Annotated in this window: 19 protein-coding genes; 18 read left to right on the forward strand and 1 reads right to left on the reverse strand. The window is 70.9% G+C overall.

Going from position 1 to position 18470, the window contains the following annotated elements; all coding sequences use genetic code 11:
• From groEL to VGJ24_RS03080, 12 genes are all read left to right on the forward strand, one after another.
• The coding region (gene groEL, locus VGJ24_RS03025) for a chaperonin GroEL (protein ID WP_331499012.1) at window positions 1–1162 on the forward strand (1162 nt) is incomplete at its 5' end.
• A gap of 110 nt (window positions 1163–1272) precedes the next feature.
• The gene (locus VGJ24_RS03030; RefSeq protein ID WP_331499013.1) at window positions 1273–2055 is read left to right on the forward strand and encodes an HNH endonuclease family protein; all 783 of its coding nucleotides are present in this window, start codon (window positions 1273–1275) and stop codon (window positions 2053–2055) included.
• A gap of 466 nt (window positions 2056–2521) precedes the next feature.
• Window positions 2522–2932, forward strand: coding sequence for a M23 family metallopeptidase (locus VGJ24_RS03035; protein ID WP_331499014.1), 411 nt, complete (start codon window positions 2522–2524; stop codon window positions 2930–2932).
• Between the two features lie 34 nt (window positions 2933–2966).
• Complete coding sequence (locus VGJ24_RS03040) at window positions 2967–3461, forward strand: GNAT family N-acetyltransferase (protein WP_331499015.1); 495 nt, start codon at window positions 2967–2969, stop codon at window positions 3459–3461.
• 148 nt (window positions 3462–3609) lie between these two features.
• Window positions 3610–4164: an RNA polymerase sigma factor gene (locus tag VGJ24_RS03045; RefSeq protein WP_331499016.1), complete on the forward strand. Its 555-nt coding sequence runs from the start codon at window positions 3610–3612 to the stop codon at window positions 4162–4164.
• On the forward strand, window positions 4161–4778 hold the full coding sequence (locus VGJ24_RS03050) for a hypothetical protein (protein WP_331499017.1): 618 nt from the start codon (window positions 4161–4163) through the stop codon (window positions 4776–4778). Before VGJ24_RS03045 ends, VGJ24_RS03050 begins: the two co-directional genes overlap by 4 nt.
• A 36-nt stretch (window positions 4779–4814) precedes the next feature.
• Complete coding sequence (locus tag VGJ24_RS03055) at window positions 4815–5366, forward strand: nucleotidyltransferase family protein (RefSeq protein ID WP_331499018.1); 552 nt, start codon at window positions 4815–4817, stop codon at window positions 5364–5366.
• 115 nt (window positions 5367–5481) lie between these two features.
• Window positions 5482–6351: a MoxR family ATPase gene (locus tag VGJ24_RS03060; RefSeq protein WP_331499019.1), complete on the forward strand. Its 870-nt coding sequence runs from the start codon at window positions 5482–5484 to the stop codon at window positions 6349–6351.
• A complete protein-coding gene (locus VGJ24_RS03065) occupies window positions 6348–7478 on the forward strand; it encodes a vWA domain-containing protein (protein ID WP_331499020.1) in 1131 nt (376 codons plus the stop codon). The genes VGJ24_RS03060 and VGJ24_RS03065 overlap by 4 nt, the downstream gene beginning before the upstream one ends.
• Window positions 7471–8595 (forward strand): XdhC/CoxI family protein, encoded by a 1125-nt coding sequence (locus VGJ24_RS03070; RefSeq protein WP_331499021.1) that lies wholly within the window; start codon window positions 7471–7473, stop codon window positions 8593–8595. Before VGJ24_RS03065 ends, VGJ24_RS03070 begins: the two co-directional genes overlap by 8 nt.
• 56 nt (window positions 8596–8651) lie before the next feature.
• A complete protein-coding gene (locus VGJ24_RS03075) occupies window positions 8652–9881 on the forward strand; it encodes a transcriptional regulator (RefSeq protein ID WP_331499022.1) in 1230 nt (409 codons plus the stop codon).
• A gap of 20 nt (window positions 9882–9901) precedes the next feature.
• Window positions 9902–11713 (forward strand): M1 family aminopeptidase, encoded by a 1812-nt coding sequence (locus tag VGJ24_RS03080; protein WP_331499023.1) that lies wholly within the window; start codon window positions 9902–9904, stop codon window positions 11711–11713.
• A gap of 11 nt (window positions 11714–11724) precedes the next feature.
• Here VGJ24_RS03080 and VGJ24_RS03085 read toward each other — a convergent pair whose 3' ends face one another.
• On the reverse strand, window positions 11725–12495 hold the full coding sequence (locus VGJ24_RS03085) for an APH(3') family aminoglycoside O-phosphotransferase (RefSeq protein WP_331499024.1): 771 nt from the start codon (window positions 12493–12495) through the stop codon (window positions 11725–11727).
• A 180-nt stretch (window positions 12496–12675) separates the two neighbouring features.
• Here VGJ24_RS03085 and VGJ24_RS03090 point away from each other — a divergent pair, with 180 nt between their 5' ends.
• From VGJ24_RS03090 to VGJ24_RS03115, 6 genes are all read left to right on the forward strand, one after another.
• Window positions 12676–13170, forward strand: coding sequence for a (2Fe-2S)-binding protein (locus tag VGJ24_RS03090; RefSeq protein WP_331499025.1), 495 nt, complete (start codon window positions 12676–12678; stop codon window positions 13168–13170).
• The gene (locus VGJ24_RS03095) at window positions 13167–15554 is read left to right on the forward strand and encodes a xanthine dehydrogenase family protein molybdopterin-binding subunit (RefSeq protein WP_331499026.1); all 2388 of its coding nucleotides are present in this window, start codon (window positions 13167–13169) and stop codon (window positions 15552–15554) included. Before VGJ24_RS03090 ends, VGJ24_RS03095 begins: the two co-directional genes overlap by 4 nt.
• Window positions 15551–16405 (forward strand): xanthine dehydrogenase family protein subunit M, encoded by an 855-nt coding sequence (locus VGJ24_RS03100; protein ID WP_331499027.1) that lies wholly within the window; start codon window positions 15551–15553, stop codon window positions 16403–16405. Before VGJ24_RS03095 ends, VGJ24_RS03100 begins: the two co-directional genes overlap by 4 nt.
• A 117-nt stretch (window positions 16406–16522) precedes the next feature.
• Window positions 16523–17245, forward strand: a complete 723-nt coding sequence (locus VGJ24_RS03105; RefSeq protein ID WP_331499028.1) for an SRPBCC family protein — start codon at window positions 16523–16525, stop codon at window positions 17243–17245.
• Window positions 17246–17429: 184 nt separating this feature from the next.
• On the forward strand, window positions 17430–17759 hold the full coding sequence (locus VGJ24_RS03110) for a nucleoside triphosphate pyrophosphohydrolase family protein (protein WP_331499029.1): 330 nt from the start codon (window positions 17430–17432) through the stop codon (window positions 17757–17759).
• A gap of 86 nt (window positions 17760–17845) precedes the next feature.
• On the forward strand, window positions 17846–18439 hold the full coding sequence (locus VGJ24_RS03115) for a dihydrofolate reductase family protein (RefSeq protein ID WP_331499030.1): 594 nt from the start codon (window positions 17846–17848) through the stop codon (window positions 18437–18439).
• Window positions 18440–18470: the final 31 nt, after the last annotated feature.

Raw genomic sequence — 18470 nt, forward strand, 5'->3', positions numbered from 1 at the left:
CGGCGACATCATCGCCGAGGCGATGGACAAGGTCGGCAAGGAAGGCGTCATCACCGTCGAGGAGTCGAACACCTTCGGCATCGACCTCGAGCTGACCGAGGGCATGCGGTTCGACAAGGGCTACATCTCGGCGTACTTCGCGACCGACATGGAGCGCATGGAGGCCGTCCTGGACGACCCCTACATCCTCGTCGCCAACCAGAAGGTCTCGTCGGTCAAGGACCTCCTGCCGATCCTCGAGAAGGTGATGCAGTCCGGCAAACCGCTGCTGATCATCGCCGAAGACACCGACGGTGAGGCCCTGTCGACGCTGGTCGTCAACAAGATCCGCGGCACCTTCAAGTCCGTGGCCGTCAAGGCCCCGGGCTTCGGTGACCGCCGCAAGGCCATGCTGCAGGACATCGCGATCCTGACCGGTGGCCAGGTCATCTCCGAGGAGGTCGGCCTGAAGCTGGAGTCGACCGGCGTCGAGCTGCTCGGCACCGCCCGCAAGGTCGTCATCACCAAGGACGAGACGACCATCGTCGAGGGTGGCGGCGACGCCGCCCAGATCGAGGGTCGGGTCAACCAGATCCGCGCCGAGATCGAGAAGAGCGACTCCGACTACGACCGCGAGAAGCTGCAGGAGCGGCTGGCCAAGCTGGCCGGCGGCGTCGCGGTGATCAAGGTCGGCGCGGCCACCGAGGTCGAGCTCAAGGAGCGCAAGCACCGCATCGAGGACGCCGTTCGCGCGGCCAAGGCCTCGGTCGAGGAGGGCATCGTCTCCGGGGGTGGCGTCGCGCTGCTCCAGTCCGGCGCCCGCGCGTTCGAGAAGCTCGACCTGACCGGCGACGAGGCCACCGGGGCCAACATCGTCAAGGTCGCGGTGAGCGCTCCCGTCCGCCAGATCGCGCTGAACGCCGGTCTCGAGGGCGGCGTCGTGGCCGAGAGGGTCGCGGGCCTGCCCGAGGGTCACGGTCTCAACGCGGCCACCGGCGAGTACGGCGACATGCTGGCCGCGGGCGTGCCCGACCCGACCAAGGTCGTTCGCTCCGCCCTGCAGAACGCCGCCTCCATCGCGGCCCTGTTCCTGACGACCGAGGCGGTCATCGCGGACAAGCCCGAGAAGGCCGCGCCGATGGGTGGAGACCCCTCGGGCGGCATGGGCGGCATGGACTTCTGAGCCGCCGCTCACCCAGCTTGACCAGCTTGACCAGCTTGGCCCCGGGTCCGCCCGGGGCCTTGCTGCATTTCCACTCGCCACCGCCCGGGACGTCATACGTTGTGGTCGCCATGACGACCGTTTCGTATGACGTCCCGCGGGGACTGGGCGCGCTGCTGGTCGTTGCGGCGCTGCTGAGCGGTTGCGGGCCGAGCAGCTCGCCGCAGGCACACGCGCGTCGGCACCACTCACGGGCTCACGCCAGTCAGCACCCCACCCACCCTGCGCATCATCCGTCGACGCACAGCTCGCCGCCGGTCACGCTGCCGTCGAACGCCGCGCGGGCGCGTGCGCAGCTCGACCGGCTCGTCGTACGCCCGCGGCCGCAGGGCACGGAGGGCTACATCCGCGACGCGTTCGGTAGCGACTGGGTCGACACCGACCACGACGGCTGCAACCAGCGCGACGACGTGCTGCTCCGCGATGCCGTCCCGGGTACGACGCGCGTGCAGCAGCAGGGCGCCTGCGACCACGACGTGCTGGCGGGTACCTGGCACGACCCGTACACCGGGCGGACCCTGACCTTCACCGACCTCAAGGACCTCCGTCAGGCGGAGGCGATCCAGATCGACCATGTCGTGCCACTCGCCGAGGCGTGGGTCTCCGGCGCCCGGCACTGGAGCCGAGACCGCCGCGAGACGTTCGCCAACGACCTCGGCGAGCTGCTCGCCGTCGACGGTCCCACCAACATGAGCAAGGGCGACGGAGACCCGGCATCGTGGCGGCCGCGCAAGGGCTACCAGTGCTCCTACGCGCGACGTTGGATCGCGGTCAAGGCCCGCTACGCGCTAGCAGTCGACCCGTCCGAGAAGGCCGCGCTGGACCAGATGCTCGGATACTGCCGAGGCTCCTGAACGCGACGAGACGTCTGGGCGTCCCCGCTATGTTCGACAGCCCCGATCGATGCGAGGAGATCCCGCTTGAGTTTCCTGCCCACCGCCTGTGCTCGGGTCAGAATGCCGCTGCTTCTGATCGGCGTCGTGCTCGTCGTCGCCGACACCTGGTGGGGGCCACCCACCGCCTGGGTGGGCCTGGGCTGCCTGGTGCTCGGGCTCACGACGTACTTCCGGGTGGTGCCGTCGCGAGGCGAACCACAGGTGGTGCTGCCGCCGGTGAACGGGTCATGGTTGGCGGTCAACAGCCCTGCCGACCGGGTTCCGAGCCATGGCCTGCTCGCCTACGGCCAGAGCCACGCGGTCGACCTGGTGCACGTGCCCAGCTCCGGTTCCGACGCTGGTCGCCGTCCCGGCGAACGGCGCGGGCGAGCGTGGCATCCCCGGCCCGAGACCTTCAGCGGGTTCGGCCGGCCGATCGTCGACGGTGCCGGACGGCGAGGTGGTGCGCACTCGCGACTGGCAACCGGACGCGCGCGCCTGGCTGGGCCGGCTCGGGATCGTGTTGTTCATGCTGGTCGCGGCCGTGCGCGAGCTCGGGGGAGCCGGCGCGGTCCTCGGCAACCACGTCGTCATCCGGATCGCTCCCGGACGCTACGCCGTCGTGGCCCATCTCCGCAGACGGAGCGTGCGGGTGCGCGCGGGCGACCGGGTCTCGGCCGGCCAGCAGATCGCCGAGTGCGGCAACACCGGGAACACCACCGAGCCACACGTGCACGTGCAGCTGTCGGACTCGGCTCATCCGGCGTTCGCGGCCGGTCTGCCGATGGCGTTCCGCCTCGCCGACCGCACGACGGGGGTTCCGGCGAACGGCGAGTTCCTCCCGCACGACCGCTGACGGCGGTGAGCGCGGGCCATGAGAACGTGAGGCCGTGCCCTGGACGATCGAGTGCCCGACCCTCGACGACCTCGACGAGATGGGTCGGGTCCACGTACAGGTCTGGCGCGAGGCGTACGCCGGACTGTTGCCGGACGACTACCTGGCCCGACTGGACCCCACGATCGGACCGCGTCGGTGGCGTGAGCGGTGGGGGACCGGACCCGAGGTCAGCTGGTGGATCGCCCGGGACGACAAGGGCATCGTCGGCATGACCACCTCCGGTCCGCCACGCGACGACGATCCACCGGTGCCGCTGGAGCTGTACGCGATCAACGTCCTCCGCCGGGCCCACGGCACCGGCCTCGCCGACGAGCTGATGGCGCGCGTGATCGGTGACCGTCCGACGTACCTCTGGGTGCTCGAGGGCAACGACCGGGCCGCGGCGTTCTACCGGAGGCACGGCTTCACCGACGAGGGCGGCCGCAAGCCCGAGCCGGACACCGGCGTGGTCGAGATCCGGATGGCCCGCGGGCACGCAGTTCGGTGAGGAAGAGGTGAGCGGCACCGCCCTCGCGCTGGTCCTCACCGCGGCGCTGCTCCATGCCACCTGGAACCTCGCGGTCAAGGGCCCCGTCGCAAGACACGGGGCGGCGAAAGAACCGGGCCGGTGCCGGACATGTGCCAACGTGGAGTCCGTGGACCGTGCTGACGCTCGGCCAGACGACGGGGACGTCGAGGCACGTGCCCGGTACGAGCAGACCGTCCACCAGATCGTCGAGCCGCTCCGGCGCTACCTCGCACGCCGTACCGATGCGGCGACGGCGGACGACGTCCTCGCCGACACGTTGGTGGTCTGCTGGCGGAGGTACGACGAGCTGCCGGAGGAGGCGCTGCCGTTCGCCTACGGCGTGGCCCGGCTCTGCCTGGCGAACGCCGAGCGTGGCGCGCGGCGGCAGCGTCGGGTGGCCGGGAGGATCGCGGCGCTCGACCCACCGCGCGAGCTGCCGGACCCGGTCGGCGACGACCGGTTGTCCGAGGCGATGAGCGAGCTGTCGCCCGACGACGCGGAGCTGCTGCGGCTGTGGGCCTGGGAGCAGCTGACCGCCGGCGAGATCGCGACCGTCCTCGACATCACCTCGAACGCCGCGAGCATCCGCCTGCACCGGGCGAAGGAGAAGCTGCGCGCCGCGCTGAGAAAGGTCGAGGCCACTGCCGGACATGAGGAGACGAAGGGAGGGGGGAGAGCGTGACGGACCGCGAACCGGACCAGGAGCTGCTCGCGCGGCTCCGAGTGGCCGATCCCGCCTCCTCTCTTCCATCGGCCGACCCGGACCGGGTCGCTCTGCTCCTGGAGGCAGCCATGTCCGACACCACCACGCGTGCCCCTGAGTCCCGCGAGACGGGCACCCACGACCGCAGTCCGCTCACCTGGCTGGTGGCGGCCGCCGCGGTGGTCCTGATCGCGGCCGCGGGGGTCTTCGGGATGGCGCAGCGCGACCACGGGTCGCCCCCGGCCGCGCGGGAGAGCGTCACCCAGCTCGGGTACACACCACCCCGAGGGCGCTGCCAGGTGCCGAACGTCGGCGTCCTGAAACAGCAGACGGTCGCGTTCCGCGGCACGCTGGTCTCGGTGGTCGCGGGGACCGCGACCTTCGACGTGACCCATTGGTATCGCGGCGGCCCCACGGACACCGCGAAGATCACCGCCACCCCGTCGAATCTCGCCACGCTCGTCCAGGCCGCCGACCTGACGGTCCGCGGCGAGTATCTCGTCACCGCCGGTGGCGGCAGGGTGCTCGCCTGCGCCTTCACCGGTCCCGCCGGGGGACACCTGCAGACGCTGTACGACCGGGCCTTCGGTTGATCCCCCACAGGCGGCCGGTCTGACAGGCTGGCGGGCGTGGAAGGACTGCTGCTCGCCGCCGGGGCCGGCCGCCGAATGGGCATCCCCAAGGCGCTCGTGACCGACGACGCCGGGTCGTGGCTGCTGCGCGGCGTCGCGACCCTGCGGGACGGCGGATGCTCCCGTGTCACGGTGGTGCTGGGTGCCGAGGCCGATCGCGCCCGGCCCCTCGTCGACGGGCTCGATGTCGCCCTGGTCGTCGCCGACGACTGGGCCGAGGGCATGGGCGCGTCCCTCCGGGCCGGACTGCGGTCGCTGGGCGGCTCGACCGACGACGGGGTCGTCGTCTCACTCGTCGACCTGCCCGACCTGGTGCCCGAGGTGGTGGCCCGGGTGATCGACGCGGCGGACGCCGGTCCCGCGGCGTTGGCGCGCGCGTCGTACGACGGGGAGGTGGGGCACCCCGTGCTCCTCGGTCGCGACCACTGGGCGGGTGTGATCGAGTCGGCCGTCGGCGACCAGGGTGCCCGCGCCTACCTCGCCCCCCGCGACGTCACCCTCGTCGAGTGCGCCGACCTCGCCTCCGGCCGCGACGTCGACTCCCGCTGACCAGGGATAGTACGGATCAATCGGCAGGCGACGCCCCTCACGCGTCCCGGCGGATTGATACGTACTATCCAGCCATCCAACCGGGAGCCGACAGACCGGCAAGTAGCCTGGAGGCATGGAGGTGACCTCTGCTGCCGACGTGGCGGGCCTGCTCGGCCGTACGGGCTACCTGTGCGACGACGAGCTGGCCACGGTCACCTACCTGGCCCTCGCCATGCAGCGTCCGTTGCTGCTGGAGGGCGAGCCGGGTACCGGCAAGACGGCGCTGGCCGAGGGGCTCGCCGAGGCGCTCGACCTGCCGCTGGTCCGCCTCCAGTGCTACGAAGGCATCGACGCCACGCAGGCGCTCTACGACTGGGACTTCCCGCGGCAGATCCTCCACCTCCGGGCGCTCGAGGCCAGCGGGGGCGCCGGCATCGAGGAGGCCGAGAAGAGCCTGTACGACGAGCGCTTCCTGCTCGCGCGGCCGGTGCTCGCGGCTCTCCAGCAGAGCCCCGCCGTCCTCCTGGTCGACGAGGTCGACCGGGCCGACGACGAGTTCGAGGCGTTCCTGCTCGAGGTGCTGTCGACCTGGCAGGTCTCGATCCCGGAGCTCGGCACGGTGAAGGCCGCGACGCCCCCGGTCGTGGTGCTCACCTCCAACCGCACCCGCGAGCTCCACGACGCGCTCAAACGGCGTTGCCTCTACCACTGGATCGAGCACCCCGGCCTCGACCGGGAGCTGCAGATCGTCCGTACCCGCGCGCCCGAGGTCTCCGAGGCGCTCGGCCGTCAGGTCGTCGGGGTCGTCCAGGACCTGCGCACCCGCGACCTGACCAAGCCGCCCGGGGTGGCCGAGACCCTCGACTGGGCCCGGGCCCTCCACCATCTGGGAACCGCCGAGCTCGACCTCGAGTCGGCGGCGACCACGCTGGGCGCGCTGGTGAAGTACCGCGAGGACTCGGACCGCGTGAAGCAGGCGCTGGACCAGCTGCTGCGGACATGAGCGCCTCAAGTGGCTCGACCGCCGAGGGCATCCGTGGCGGTGACGAGATCCTGCTCGCCTTCACCCGAGCTTTGCGGGCGGGTGGCGTGCCGGTGACGCAGGACCGGACGCACGACTTCCTGGCCGCCGCCGCCCTGCTGGGCGCCGACGACCCGGGCGCCGTCCGAGTCGCGGGGCGCTCGACCCTGTGTGCCGCGCCCGACGACCTGGCCCGCTTCGACCAGATCTTCGAGGCGTTCTTCAACTCGCGCCACGGCCTGCCCCGGCCGCGGCCGGTCGTGCGCCCGGAGCCGACCGCCGAGCAGCTCCCACTCGACGACGGCGAGGGCGAGCAGGCAGATCGGGCCGACGATGTGATCCGCGCAGCCGCCAGTCCCACGGAGGTGCTCCGCCACCGCGACGTCGCGTCGCTGAGTGCCGAGGAGAAGCAGCGGCTGGCCGCGATGTTCGCGACCCTCCGCCCGCGCCCGCCCCTGCGTCGTACGGCGCGCCACCAGCGCTGGCACCGGGGCCAGGTCGACGCGTCGCGCACCCTGCGCGAGAGCCTGCGTCGGATGGGTGAGCCGGCCGAGATCGCCTGGCGCCGGCGGTCGCAGAAGCCACGTCGCGTCGTACTCCTGGTCGACGTCAGCGGCTCGATGTCGTCGTACGCCGACGCTCTGCTGCGACTTGCGCACCGACTGACGCAGGGCATCGGCAACGTCGAGACCTTCACCATCGGCACCCGGGTGACCCACGTGACCCGCGCGATGCGGACCCGCGACGTGGAGCGCGCCCTGGTCGCCGCCGGCGAGACCGTGCCCGACTGGTCCGGCGGCACCCGGCTGGGTGAGACGCTGCGCTTCTTCCTCGACCGGTGGGGGCAGCGCGGAATGGCGCGGGGTGCCGTGGTTGTTGTGTTCAGCGACGGATGGGAGCGAGGTGACGTGTCGGTGCTCGCAGAGCAGATGGCCCGGCTGCGCCGTATCGCGCACCGTGTCGTGTGGGTGAACCCGCATCGCGGGAAGGACGGCTACGAGGCCGTCCAGACCGGCGTTCTCGCGGCGCTGCCCTTCTGTGACGACTTCGTCGCCGGCCACTCGCTGGCGACGTACGCCGACCTGGTGGAGGTGCTGGCCGATGCGTGAAGTGCTCCCTGAGCTGCTTGAGTGGTGGCGCGCCGGCGACGAGATCGGGGTCGGCACCGTGGTCGCGACGTTCCGCTCGGCTCCGCGTCCTCCGGGTGCGAGCATGCTGGTCGGCCCCGACGAGACCGCGGTCGGCTCGGTCTCCGGCGGGTGCGTCGAGGGCGCCGTCTACGAGCTCAGCCGCGAGGTCGTCGAGTCCGGAGTCCCGGTCCTCCAGCGCTACGGCATCTCCGACGATGACGCGTTCGCCGTCGGCCTCACCTGCGGCGGCATCCTCGACGTGTACGTCGAGAACGTCTCCCGCGAGACGTTCCCCGAGCTGGAGGACCTCGCCGCCGAGCTCGAGGCCGGGCGGCCGGTCGCGGTCGCGACCGTGATCGAGCACCCCGACCCGGAGTGGCTCGGCCGGCGCGTGATCGTGCACCCGGACGACGACCACCTGACCGGCTCGATCGGGTCGCCGCGCGCCGACGACGCCGTCCGCGACGACGCCCTGGGACTGCTCGCCAGCGGCACCAACGCCACCTTGTCCTACGGGCCCGACGGCGAACGTCGCGGTGAGGGCATGCGGGTCTTCGTCTGGGCGTTCGCGCCCCAGCCCCGGATGCTCGTGTTCGGCGCGATCGACTTCGCCGCCGCGGTCGCGCGCGTGGGCAGCTTCCTCGGCTACCACGTGACCGTCTGCGACGCCCGGCCGGTGTTCGCGACCAACACCCGCTTCCCCGATGCCGACGAGGTCGTCGTCGAGTGGCCCCACCGATACCTCGAGAAGCAGCGCGACGCGGACGCGATCGACGCGCGCACCGTGATCACGGTGCTGACCCACGACCCCAAGTTCGACGTACCCCTGCTCGAGGTGGCGCTGCGACTTCCCGAGGTCGCCTACATCGGTGCCATGGGCTCGCGGCGTACCCACGAGGACCGCGAAGCCCGGCTCCGCGAGGCGGGCCTGACCGACGACGAGCTGAAGCGGCTGTCCAGCCCGATCGGGCTGGACCTCGGCGCTCGCACCCCGGAGGAGACCGCCATCTCGATCGCCGCGGAGATCATCGCGGGCCGTTGGGGCGGCTCCGGCAGCCGGCTGGCCCAGCGCGACGGTCGCATCCACCACGAGTAAGGCTGACCGGGCCGCGCTACCGTGACGTGCGTCATCCCTACACGTCAGGACCCGCGATGACCACGAACGACCTGCAGGCACGCCGCCTGCGCGCGCTGCGTGCGTGGAACACGTTCGTCGAGCGGGGCGATGGCGCCGCGTCGCTGGTCAGGCCCGAGATCCTCAAGAGCTGGCGCCGATCGCAGCCACGCGTGTCGCGCGACGTCGCCGAGGCGCCCCTGGACGACGAGTCCGAGGCGAGGGCCTTCTGGGAGGGCTCGCCGCTGCAACGCGCCGTCTCGAACGTCGAGGACGAGCTGCGGCGTACCGCGGAGGACGGCGACCTCGTGCTCGCGGTGACCGACCAGCAGACCCGCATCCTCTGGACCTACGGCGGGCGCGTGATGCGCCGCAGGGCGGAGACCGTGAACTTCGTCCCCGCCGCGCGCTGGGACGACGAGTCGGTCGGCACCAACGCCCTCGACCTGGCCAACCGGCTGCAGCGCCCGGCCATGGTCTTCAGTGCCGAGCACTACGCGCCGATCGTGCACAACTGGGTCTGCTGGGCGGCGCCGGTGCACGATCCGGTCACCGGAGCCCAGCTCGGCGTGGTCGACCTCTCGACGACCTGGGACCGTACGCACCCGATCGGGCTCGCCACCGCGCGCGTGCTCGCCCGCCTGATCGAGACCGCGATGCCGGTCTCGGCCGCCCACCCGATGCTCAGCGACGGCCTCGGGCCGACCGGGCTCCAGCTGCGGCTCCTGGGCAACGCGGAAGCCACCCTCGACGGCAGCCGCCTGCTGCTCAACCGGCGCCAGACGGAGATCCTCGCCATCCTCGCTCTGCACCCCGACGGGTTGTCGCTGGACCGCCTGCACGCGCTCGTCTACGGCGACCAGGCCGTCACCCTCTCGACGCTCAAGGCCGAGGTGTCCCACCTGCGTGCCGCGCTCGGTGGCCAGCTGGCCTCGCGGCCCTACCGGCTGACCCTCCCAGTGGCCACCGACATCGACGACGTCCTCGACGCGCTCCAGCGCGGTGACGCCGGGGCCGCGATCGCGAGCTACGGCGGCGACCTGCTGCCCGGCACCGAGTCGCCGGCCCTGATCGAGCTCGGCGAGTACGTCGCGGTCGCCATGCGCGAGGCCCTGATCGCCAACCCCGAGCCGTCGGCGGTGGTCCGCTACATCGAGCTCGCGCCGTACGACACGGAGGTGATCGAGGTCTGCCTCGCCGCCCTCGGCGACCGGCCCCACCCGGCCAAGCCGCTGCTCAAGGGCCGCCTCGCGGTCGCCGGTAGCTGACTCTCGGAAGAAGGAGTCCCATGCTTCGGCGCCTCGCGCTGATCTCGACCTCGGTGGTGATGGTGGTCTCGTCGGTCGGCGCCGCCACCGCCGACCCTGGCTCCACGCCCGGTCGCGTGGAGGCGGGTGTCGCGTGCCTGCCCGGGACGCGCACCCTCTCCCACCACGGTGACCACGTGTATCCCGACATGGGCAACGGCGGTTACCGGAGTCTCCACACCGAGGTCCACCTGGTGTACGACGCGCGCTCCAACCGGTTCCTGCGCGGCAACCACGTGGTCCTCACCGACCGGGCCACGCAGTGCCTCAGCGAGTTCAGCCTCGACTTCGAGCGGACCTCCGTCCTCGGACAGCGCGGCCCCGACCTGACCGTCCGCTCGGTGTGGGTGGACGGCCGGCGCGCGTCGTTCCGCTTCGCCCAGCCCACCTACCCCGGCGACCCGGACGGTCCGGACGATCCGGACCCGCTCGCCCACCAGGCCTCCCAGGTCAACCCGGTGGGCGGACCCGACCACAACCCGCTCCCGCCGGCCTGCACCCCGCAGGTGACCGGCCAAGACGTGAACGCCCAGGACGGGCAGCCGTGCCCGGCCGACAAGCTGGTGATCACGCCGCAGAAGCCCTTGCCCAAGGGACACGTCTTCCACGTGAAGGTCGCCTACACCGGCCGTCCCGGCGTACACCTCGACGGCGACGGCACCACCGAGGGCTGGTTCCGCTCCGACGACCCGTTGGGCGACGGCGGGTTCGTCACCACCGAGCCCGTCGGCACCGAGGACTGGATGCCGCTGAACAACCACCCGAGCGCCAAACCGACGTACGACTTCGAGGACACCGTGAACCGGAGCCGGCAGGCGATCGCGAACGGCCGCCTGCTGTCGGTGCACACACATCCTCACGACAGCCGCTTCCCGCACGGCTCGTGGACCTTCCACTGGCGATCCGGCGCCCCGGTCGCGAGCTACCTCGTCGAGAGCAGCGTCGGCCACTTCGACCTGCGCTCCCGTCGTGGGTCGGACGGCGTGCGCTACTACGAGGCCCAGGGCAGCTCGCTGAGCCCGGCACGCAAGCGGGCCAACCTGAAGGTGATGGGCCGGCAGCAGGACATCACCGACTTCCAGAGCCGCTTCAACGGGCCCTTCCCCTTCCGCACCGACGGCGTGCTCGTCGGCGTCCCGTCGGCCAGCTTCGAGGAGGAGATGCAGACGATGATCACGTTCGCCGGCGGGCGCATCGACCTCGACACCTTCAACCACGAGAACATGCACCAGTGGTGGGGAGACAACGTCTCCGAGGGGAACTTCGACCTGACCTTCTTCAAGGAGGGCATGGCCACGCTCGGCGAGTACTTGTTCCACGCGCGCCAGGCGCAGGCCGCGGCAGGTGGCCGGCACACCGCGGCCGGCCGGAAGGCGTTCCAGCGCAGCCTGAGCCAGGAGTTCGACGGCAACTACCGCAGCTCCGGGAGCATCTGGGCGTTCGCGCCGTCCGACCCGACGCCTGCACGCCTGTTCTCCGGCAGTACGACGTACACCCGGCCCGGCACGGCGTACGTCGCGCTGCGACAGGTCCTCGGGCACGGGCGCTTCGACCGGGCGCTGCGGCAGATCCAGCGCGACTACGGCGGCCGCAGCATCACCGAGCCGCAGCTCGAGGCGGAGTTCGCCCGGTTCCTGCCCCGCCGCACGAACGCCTGCCAACACCGGCTGGGCCACTTCTTCACGCAGTGGTTCGACACGGCGTACCCGAGCGGGGGCCGCGCCCGGCCCCGGATCACGGGTCCGGGGCTGGCCGGACCCGGGTTCTACGGCGCGAGCGGCACCTGCCACTGAGACGGGTCGGGTCAGAGGAACTCGTCGAGCAGGCAGTAGAAGTCGAGCCGCCACGGGTCGGCCGTCACGCCGTACGCCGTCAGCAGCGCCTCGGCCGCGGGCGCGCCGTACGCCGGGTTGAGGGTGGTGTCGGAGATCGAGCGCATCGCCAGGGCGAGGTCGAGGTGCCGGTCCGCGACGCCGAGCCGGTGCACGTCGATCATCCCGGTCACCGCGAGGGAGTCAGGGTCCACCAGGAAGTTCGGCAGGCAGGCGTCGCCGTGGCAGACCACCAGGTCCCTGAGCTCGAGCTTCTCGGCCCGAGGCCGGCCGTCGACCAGCTCGTCGAGCAGGTCCTCGGCTGAACGGCCGTCGCGCTCGTCGTCGAAGTCGTCCTCGTCGACGAGTCCCTGGTCGACCCGCACCCGGGCGACCGGGACCGTCACGGCGAGCCAGCGCTCAAAGGGGCAGGACTCGCGGGCGACCGCATGCAGGCGAGTGAGGAAATGCCCCAGCGACCGCACCGCTCCCGGCACGGACGGGGCCGGAAGATCGCTCATCGCGACACCGGGGACCGTGCTCGTCGTCAGCACGGCGAGCTCGCCGTCGTCGGCCCAGTCCAGGATCCGCGGCGACGGCAGGTCGGTGCCGGCCAGCCACTCGAGCCGGTCGCGTTCGGCGAGCAGATCCCTGCGCACGATCCCGCTGCCGGACTTCGCGTACGCCGCGCCGTCGGGCGCTCGTCGTACCTCGGCGCTGGACCGACCGGTCGTGACCTGTTCCCAGCTGTCGCTGCTGTGCACGGCTCACCTCCGCACGTGGAGCTCACCTGTGACTTTCGAAAGCCTCGAGCTCCGTCCCCCTCCGCCCAGAGTAGGCGCGCACGGGCAACCTTTCGCCAACCGGCCGCGGCCTAGCGTGATCGCAGCGACAGATCTCTGTGCGCTCAGGTGTGCGACTCCTCAGGAAGGGCAGGCCCTCCGATGACCCAGATCAGCCTCACCGTCGACGGGACGAAGGTCACCGACGACGTCGAGCCGCGGATGCTGCTGGTGCAGTACCTCCGCGAGACGCTCGGGAAGACCGGCACCGTGATCGGCTGCGACACCAGCAACTGCGGTGCCTGCACGGTCCATCTGGACGGCCGGAGCGTGAAGAGCTGCAACGTCCTCGCCGTCCAGGCCGATGGTCACGAGGTCACCACGATCGAGGGTCTGGCCCGCAACGGTGAGCTCCATCCGGTGCAGGAGGCGTTCCGGGAGTGCCACGGCCTCCAGTGCGGCTTCTGCACTCCGGGGATGATCATGCAGTCCGTCGACCTGCTGAACGAGAACCCACATCCCACCGAGGCCGAGGTGCGCGTAGGGCTCGAGGGCAACCTGTGCCGCTGCACCGGCTACCACAACATCGTCAGGAGCGTCCTGTACGCCGCGGAGCACGCGGACGTCCAGCAGGGCGAGAAGGCAGGTGCCCAGTGACCGCCACCGCCGAAGCCCCCGCGGCCCCCGAGATCGGCAAGGACCGCCGTCGCAAGGAGGACCAACGACTGATCACCGGGCGTACCCGCTGGACCGACAACCTGACCCTGCCCGGCATGGTGCACCTGGCCATGGTGCGCAGCCCCTTCGCGCACGCGACGATCACCAGCATCGACACCAGCGCCGCTGCGAGCGCACCCAACATCGTCGCCGTGTTCTCCGGCGCCGACTTCGGTGACGAGCTCGGCGTGTGCATCAACGCCTGGCCGATCACGCCGGAGCAGGTCACGCCCAACCACTCGCCGATGCCGGCCGACCGGGTCGCGTTCGCCGGCGAGATCGTCGCGGTCGTCGTAGCCCGCACCGCCGCCGCGGCCCGGGATGCCGCCGAGCTCGTCGATGTGGAGTACGACGAGCTCCCGGCCGCGCTCGACCTCAAGGAGTCGGCCGAGGACAAGGTCCTGGCACATCCGGAGTCCGGCACCAACAAGTCCGCGCTGTGGGTCTTCGACTCCGGCGAGGCCGGCACCGGTGGCAACGTCGAGGAGGCCATCGAGAAGGCGCGCGCAGACGGCATCGTGATCGAGCGTGAGTACCGCCAGCAGCGACTGATCCCGGCGTTCATGGAGCCGCGCTCGGTGGTGGTCGACCCGACCGGCGAGCAGCTGACGATGTGGTCGGCGACCCAGATCCCCCACATCCTGCGGTTCGCCCTGGCTGCCACCACCGGCGTACCGGAGTCCAAGATCAGGGTCATCGCGCCCGACGTGGGTGGCGGCTTCGGCGGCAAGCTGCAGGTGACGCCCGAGGAGTGGATCGCCTGGGCGGTCGCCCGCCGGATCTCGAAGCCGGTCAAGTACACCGAGACCCGCAGCGAGAGCCTGCAGAGCGCCCACCACGGCCGCGACCAGTGGCAGAAGCTGGTCCTCGCCGCGACCAAGGACGGCACCGTCACCGGCTTCAAGGTCGACCTGCTCGCCGACCTCGGGGCGTACGTCGCGATCGTCGGCGGCGGCGTGCCGGTGCTGGGTGCGTTCATGTTCAACGCGATCTACAAGTTCCCCGCCTACCGCTTCGCCTGCCAGACCGTGCTCACCAACAAGGCCTGGACCGACGCCTACCGCGGCGCCGGCCGGCCCGAGGCGACGTACGCCGTCGAGCGGATGATGGACGAGCTCGCCGCCGAGGTGGGCGTCGACCCGCTCGAGATCCGCGAGAAGAACTGGATCAAGCACGAGGAGTTCCCGTTCACCACGGTTGCCGGGCTCACCTACGACTCCGGCAACTACGAGGCCGCCACGGCCAAGGCCAAGGAGATGTTCGGGTACGACGCGTTGCGGGCTGAGCAGAAGCAGCGGCGCGACGCGGGTGACCGGGTCCAGCTGGGCATCGGCATCTCGACGTTCACCGAGATGTGCGGCCTGGCGCCGAGCCGCGTCCTCGGCTCGCTCGACTACGGCGCGGGCGGCTGGGAGCACGCTGGAGTACGGATGCTGGCGACCGGCAAGGTCGAGGTGGTCACCGGCTCGAGCGCACACGGCCAGGGACACGAGACGGCGTTCAGCCAGATCGTCGCCGACCGGCTCGGCGTACCGTTCGAGGACGTCGAGATCCTGCACGGCGACACCCAGGTCGCCCACAAGGGCCTCGACACCTACGGCTCGAGGTCGCTGACCGTCGGTGGCGAGGCACTGGTGCTGGCGGCCGACAAGGTCATCGAGAAGGCCAAGCCGATCGCGGCGCACCTGCTCGAGGCCAACGCCGACGACGTGGAGTTCGCCGCCGGCACGTTCTCGGTCAAGGGCACCGACCAGGGCAAGACCATCCAGGAGATCGCGCTCGCGACGTTCGCGGCGCACGACTATCCCGAAGGGATCGAACCCAGCATCGACGCGGAGTCGACGTACGACCCGGTCAACTTCTCCTTCCCGCACGGCACCCATCTGTGTGCGATGGAGGTCGACACCGAGACCGGCCAGTCGACGATGCGCAAGTACGTCTGTGTCGACGACATCGGCAACATCATCAACCCGCTCATCGTGAGCGGCCAGGTGCACGGCGGTCTCGTCCAGGGCATCGCGCAGGCGCTGTGGGAGGAGGCGGTGTACGACGACTCCGGGACGCTGGTGAGCGGCTCGTTCGTCGACTACCTGCTGCCGACCTCGGCCGACACGATCTCCTTCGACATCGAGCACACCACCAGCCCGTCGACCACCAACTCGCTGGGCACCAAGGGCGTGGGCGAGGCCGGCACCATCGCCTCGACCCCGGCCGTGGTGAACGCGATCGTCGACGCGGTCCGCCAGCACGGCGTGAACGACATCCAGATGCCGTGCACGCCCGAACGGGTGTGGAAGGCGATCCAGGAAGGAGCGGGCGCATGATCCCCGCCAAGTTCGACTACATGGCCCCGACCAGCGTCGAGGACGCACTGAGCGCGCTGGCCCAGCACGGCGACGACGCCAAGATCATGGCCGGTGGCCAGAGCCTGCTGCCGGTGCTGCGGATGCGGCTCAACGCACCCGAGGTCGTCATCGACCTCGGCCGGATCGACGGCCTGCGCGGCGTCCGCGAGGACGGAGACGCACTGGTGATCGGGGCGTTGACCACCCACTCCGAGATGGTGACGAACGACCTGGTCCGCCAGCACGCGCTGCTGCTGTCGAAGGCGGCCGCCGAGGTGGCCGACAACCAGATCCGGCACCGCGGCACCTTCGGCGGCGCCTGCGCCCACGCCGACCCGGCCGGCGACATGGGCTCGGCCGCGTTGGCGTTGGACGCCGCGTTCGTGATCGCCGGGTCCGGCGGCACCCGGTCGGTGCCGGCTTCGGAGTTCTTCGTCGGCCTGTTCGAGACCGCGATCGGCGAGGACGAGATCCTCACCGAGATCCGGGTCCCGAAGAAGACCGGCTGGGGCGCCCACTACGAGAAGTTCGTCCGTGTCGCCCACCAGTGGCCGATCGTCGCGGTCGCGGTGACCGTGAACTCGTCCGGAGGCACGATCAGCGAGGCGAAGGTCGCTCTCACGAACATGGGGTCGACACCCCTGCGGGCCTCGGCCACCGAGAGTGCCCTGGCCGGCGCGGCGGCGACCGAGGACGGCGTACGCGCGGCGGCAGATCAGGCCGCGGACGGCTCGAACCCGCCCAGCGACCTGAACGGCGACTCCGACTACCGCCGGCACCTCGCGACGGTGCTGACCCGGAGGGCGGTGCTGAAGGCGGCCGGAGCCTGAGCCCACTCCTGAGTCGGGCCCCTGGGGTGCTCACCCCGGGGGCCTAGGCTCGGACACGAACGCCGACACGGACTCGGACACGGACTCGCTTCGAAGCGCAAGGAGGCAGGACACCGCATGGATCTCGAGCACAGCTTCACCGTCCCGGTGGGCGTCGACACGGCCTGGGCGGAGTTCCAGGACATCGCGTCGGTCGCCGAGTGCTTCCCCGGGGCGACCGTCGCCGACGTCGAGGGGGACACGTTCCACGGATCGGTGAAGGTCAAGCTCGGACCGATCGCGCTGGTCTACAACGGCAGCGGCACGTTCACGGAGAAGGACGAGACGAACCACCGGTTCGTGGTCGACGCGAAGGGCAAGGACAAGCGGGGCAACGGCACCGCCGGTGCGACCGTGACGCTCTCGATGGACGCCAATGGCATCTCGACGGACGTGAAGGTGCTCACCGACCTGGCGATCACCGGCAAACCGGCGCAGTTCGGCCGTGGGGTCATGCAGGACGTCTCCGACAAGCTGCTCGGCCAGTTCGTGGCCTGCCTCGAGCAGCGCCTGGGAAACACCGTCGAGGGCGCTCCGGAGCCGGCCACTCCGGCGGCTCCCGCCGATACCGCGACCGCCGCCGAGCCCGCTGCGCCGGCCGGGGCGGCGAGCGCACCGGTGCCGCCCACCACCCCGCCGCCCGCGGCCACGACTCGCCCGACGACTCCGCCGGCACGTGGTTCGGACGACGCGCTCGATCTCGGCAAGACCGTGCTGCCGGTGCTGGCCCGGAGCTACTGGAAGCCGGCCGTGGTCGCCCTCGTGGTGATCGTCGTGATCATCTGGCTCATCGTGCGCTGACGACCTCGTCGCTCTCCGGCACGGCCTGCTCTGCTCATTCCACCACCACCGCGCCCACGACCACAGATACGACGCCATCCGCCTCCCCAACGGCGACATCCGCTACACCCGACGAACCTGAGACGAACCGGCAGCCTGCGACAAGCGTGCGCTGGTCGAGGTGCGGGATCGCTACGGTGACGCCATGGAGTGCGATGACTACCAGCGCGCCGCGTTGCGGACCGCCCGCGACAAGGACGCCCCAGACGAATTCATGCACCTGGTCCTCGGTCTGGTCGGCGAGGCGGGCGAGATCGCCGAGAAGGTCAAGAAGCTGGTTCGCGACAAGAACAGTGACCTCGCTCAACTCGACCGAGACGACATGGCTGCCGAACTCGGCGATGTGCTGTGGTATGCGGCCGTCCTCGCGAACTTCTTGGATCTCTCCCTGAACGACGTCGCCCAACGGAACGTTGACAAGCTCGCCGATCGGCAGCGTCGCGCGGTGCTCGGCGGCTCGGGCGACAACCGCTGAGACACGCCTCTCATGCCGGCTGGTCGGTACTCGCGGCCCCTAGGGTCGCCCGTGTCCCCATGAGCGATGCACTCGAGGAGCACAGCATGAGCGCGACCTACACCTTCGACGTCTTCACCAGTCTGGACGGCCACGCGTCGTACGGCCCGCCCGGCGACTGGGGCGGCTACTGGGGCAAGCAGGGCCCCGAGTTCCTGGACCACCGGCTCGCGGCGTACGACGGCGAGCAGCGGATGATTTTCGGTGCCACGACCTTCAGCTTGTTCGCGCAGATGATCGGCGCCGATGCGGGCGACGAGGGGCGCGACCCGTGGATCGACCGGATGTTGACCCTCCCGACCACGGTCGTGTCATCGACGCTGCGGGGCCCACTCGACTGGCCCCGCGCGACCGTGGCGAGCGGCGATGCGGTCGATGTCGTCCGTCGGATGAAGGAGGAGTCCGACGTGCCGATGCGTTCGCACGGGAGCCTTTCGATGAATCGCGCACTGATGGCCGCCGGCCTCGTGGACCGGCTCCAGATCACGGTCTTTCCGGTGGTCGCCGGCCAGACGGGCGACGAGCCGATCTTCGCCGGCGCGGCCGACTTCGACCTGGAGTTGCTGGAGACCCGGACCCTCGACGGTCGCACCCAGGAGCTGACCTACCGGCCGACCCTCCACTCCTGGCCGACCCCCTAGACGAAGGTCTCGTAGAGCTCGTGGAAACCAA

This window comes from Nocardioides sp. (assembly GCF_036493135.1).
Lineage (GTDB): Bacteria > Actinomycetota > Actinomycetes > Propionibacteriales > Nocardioidaceae > Nocardioides.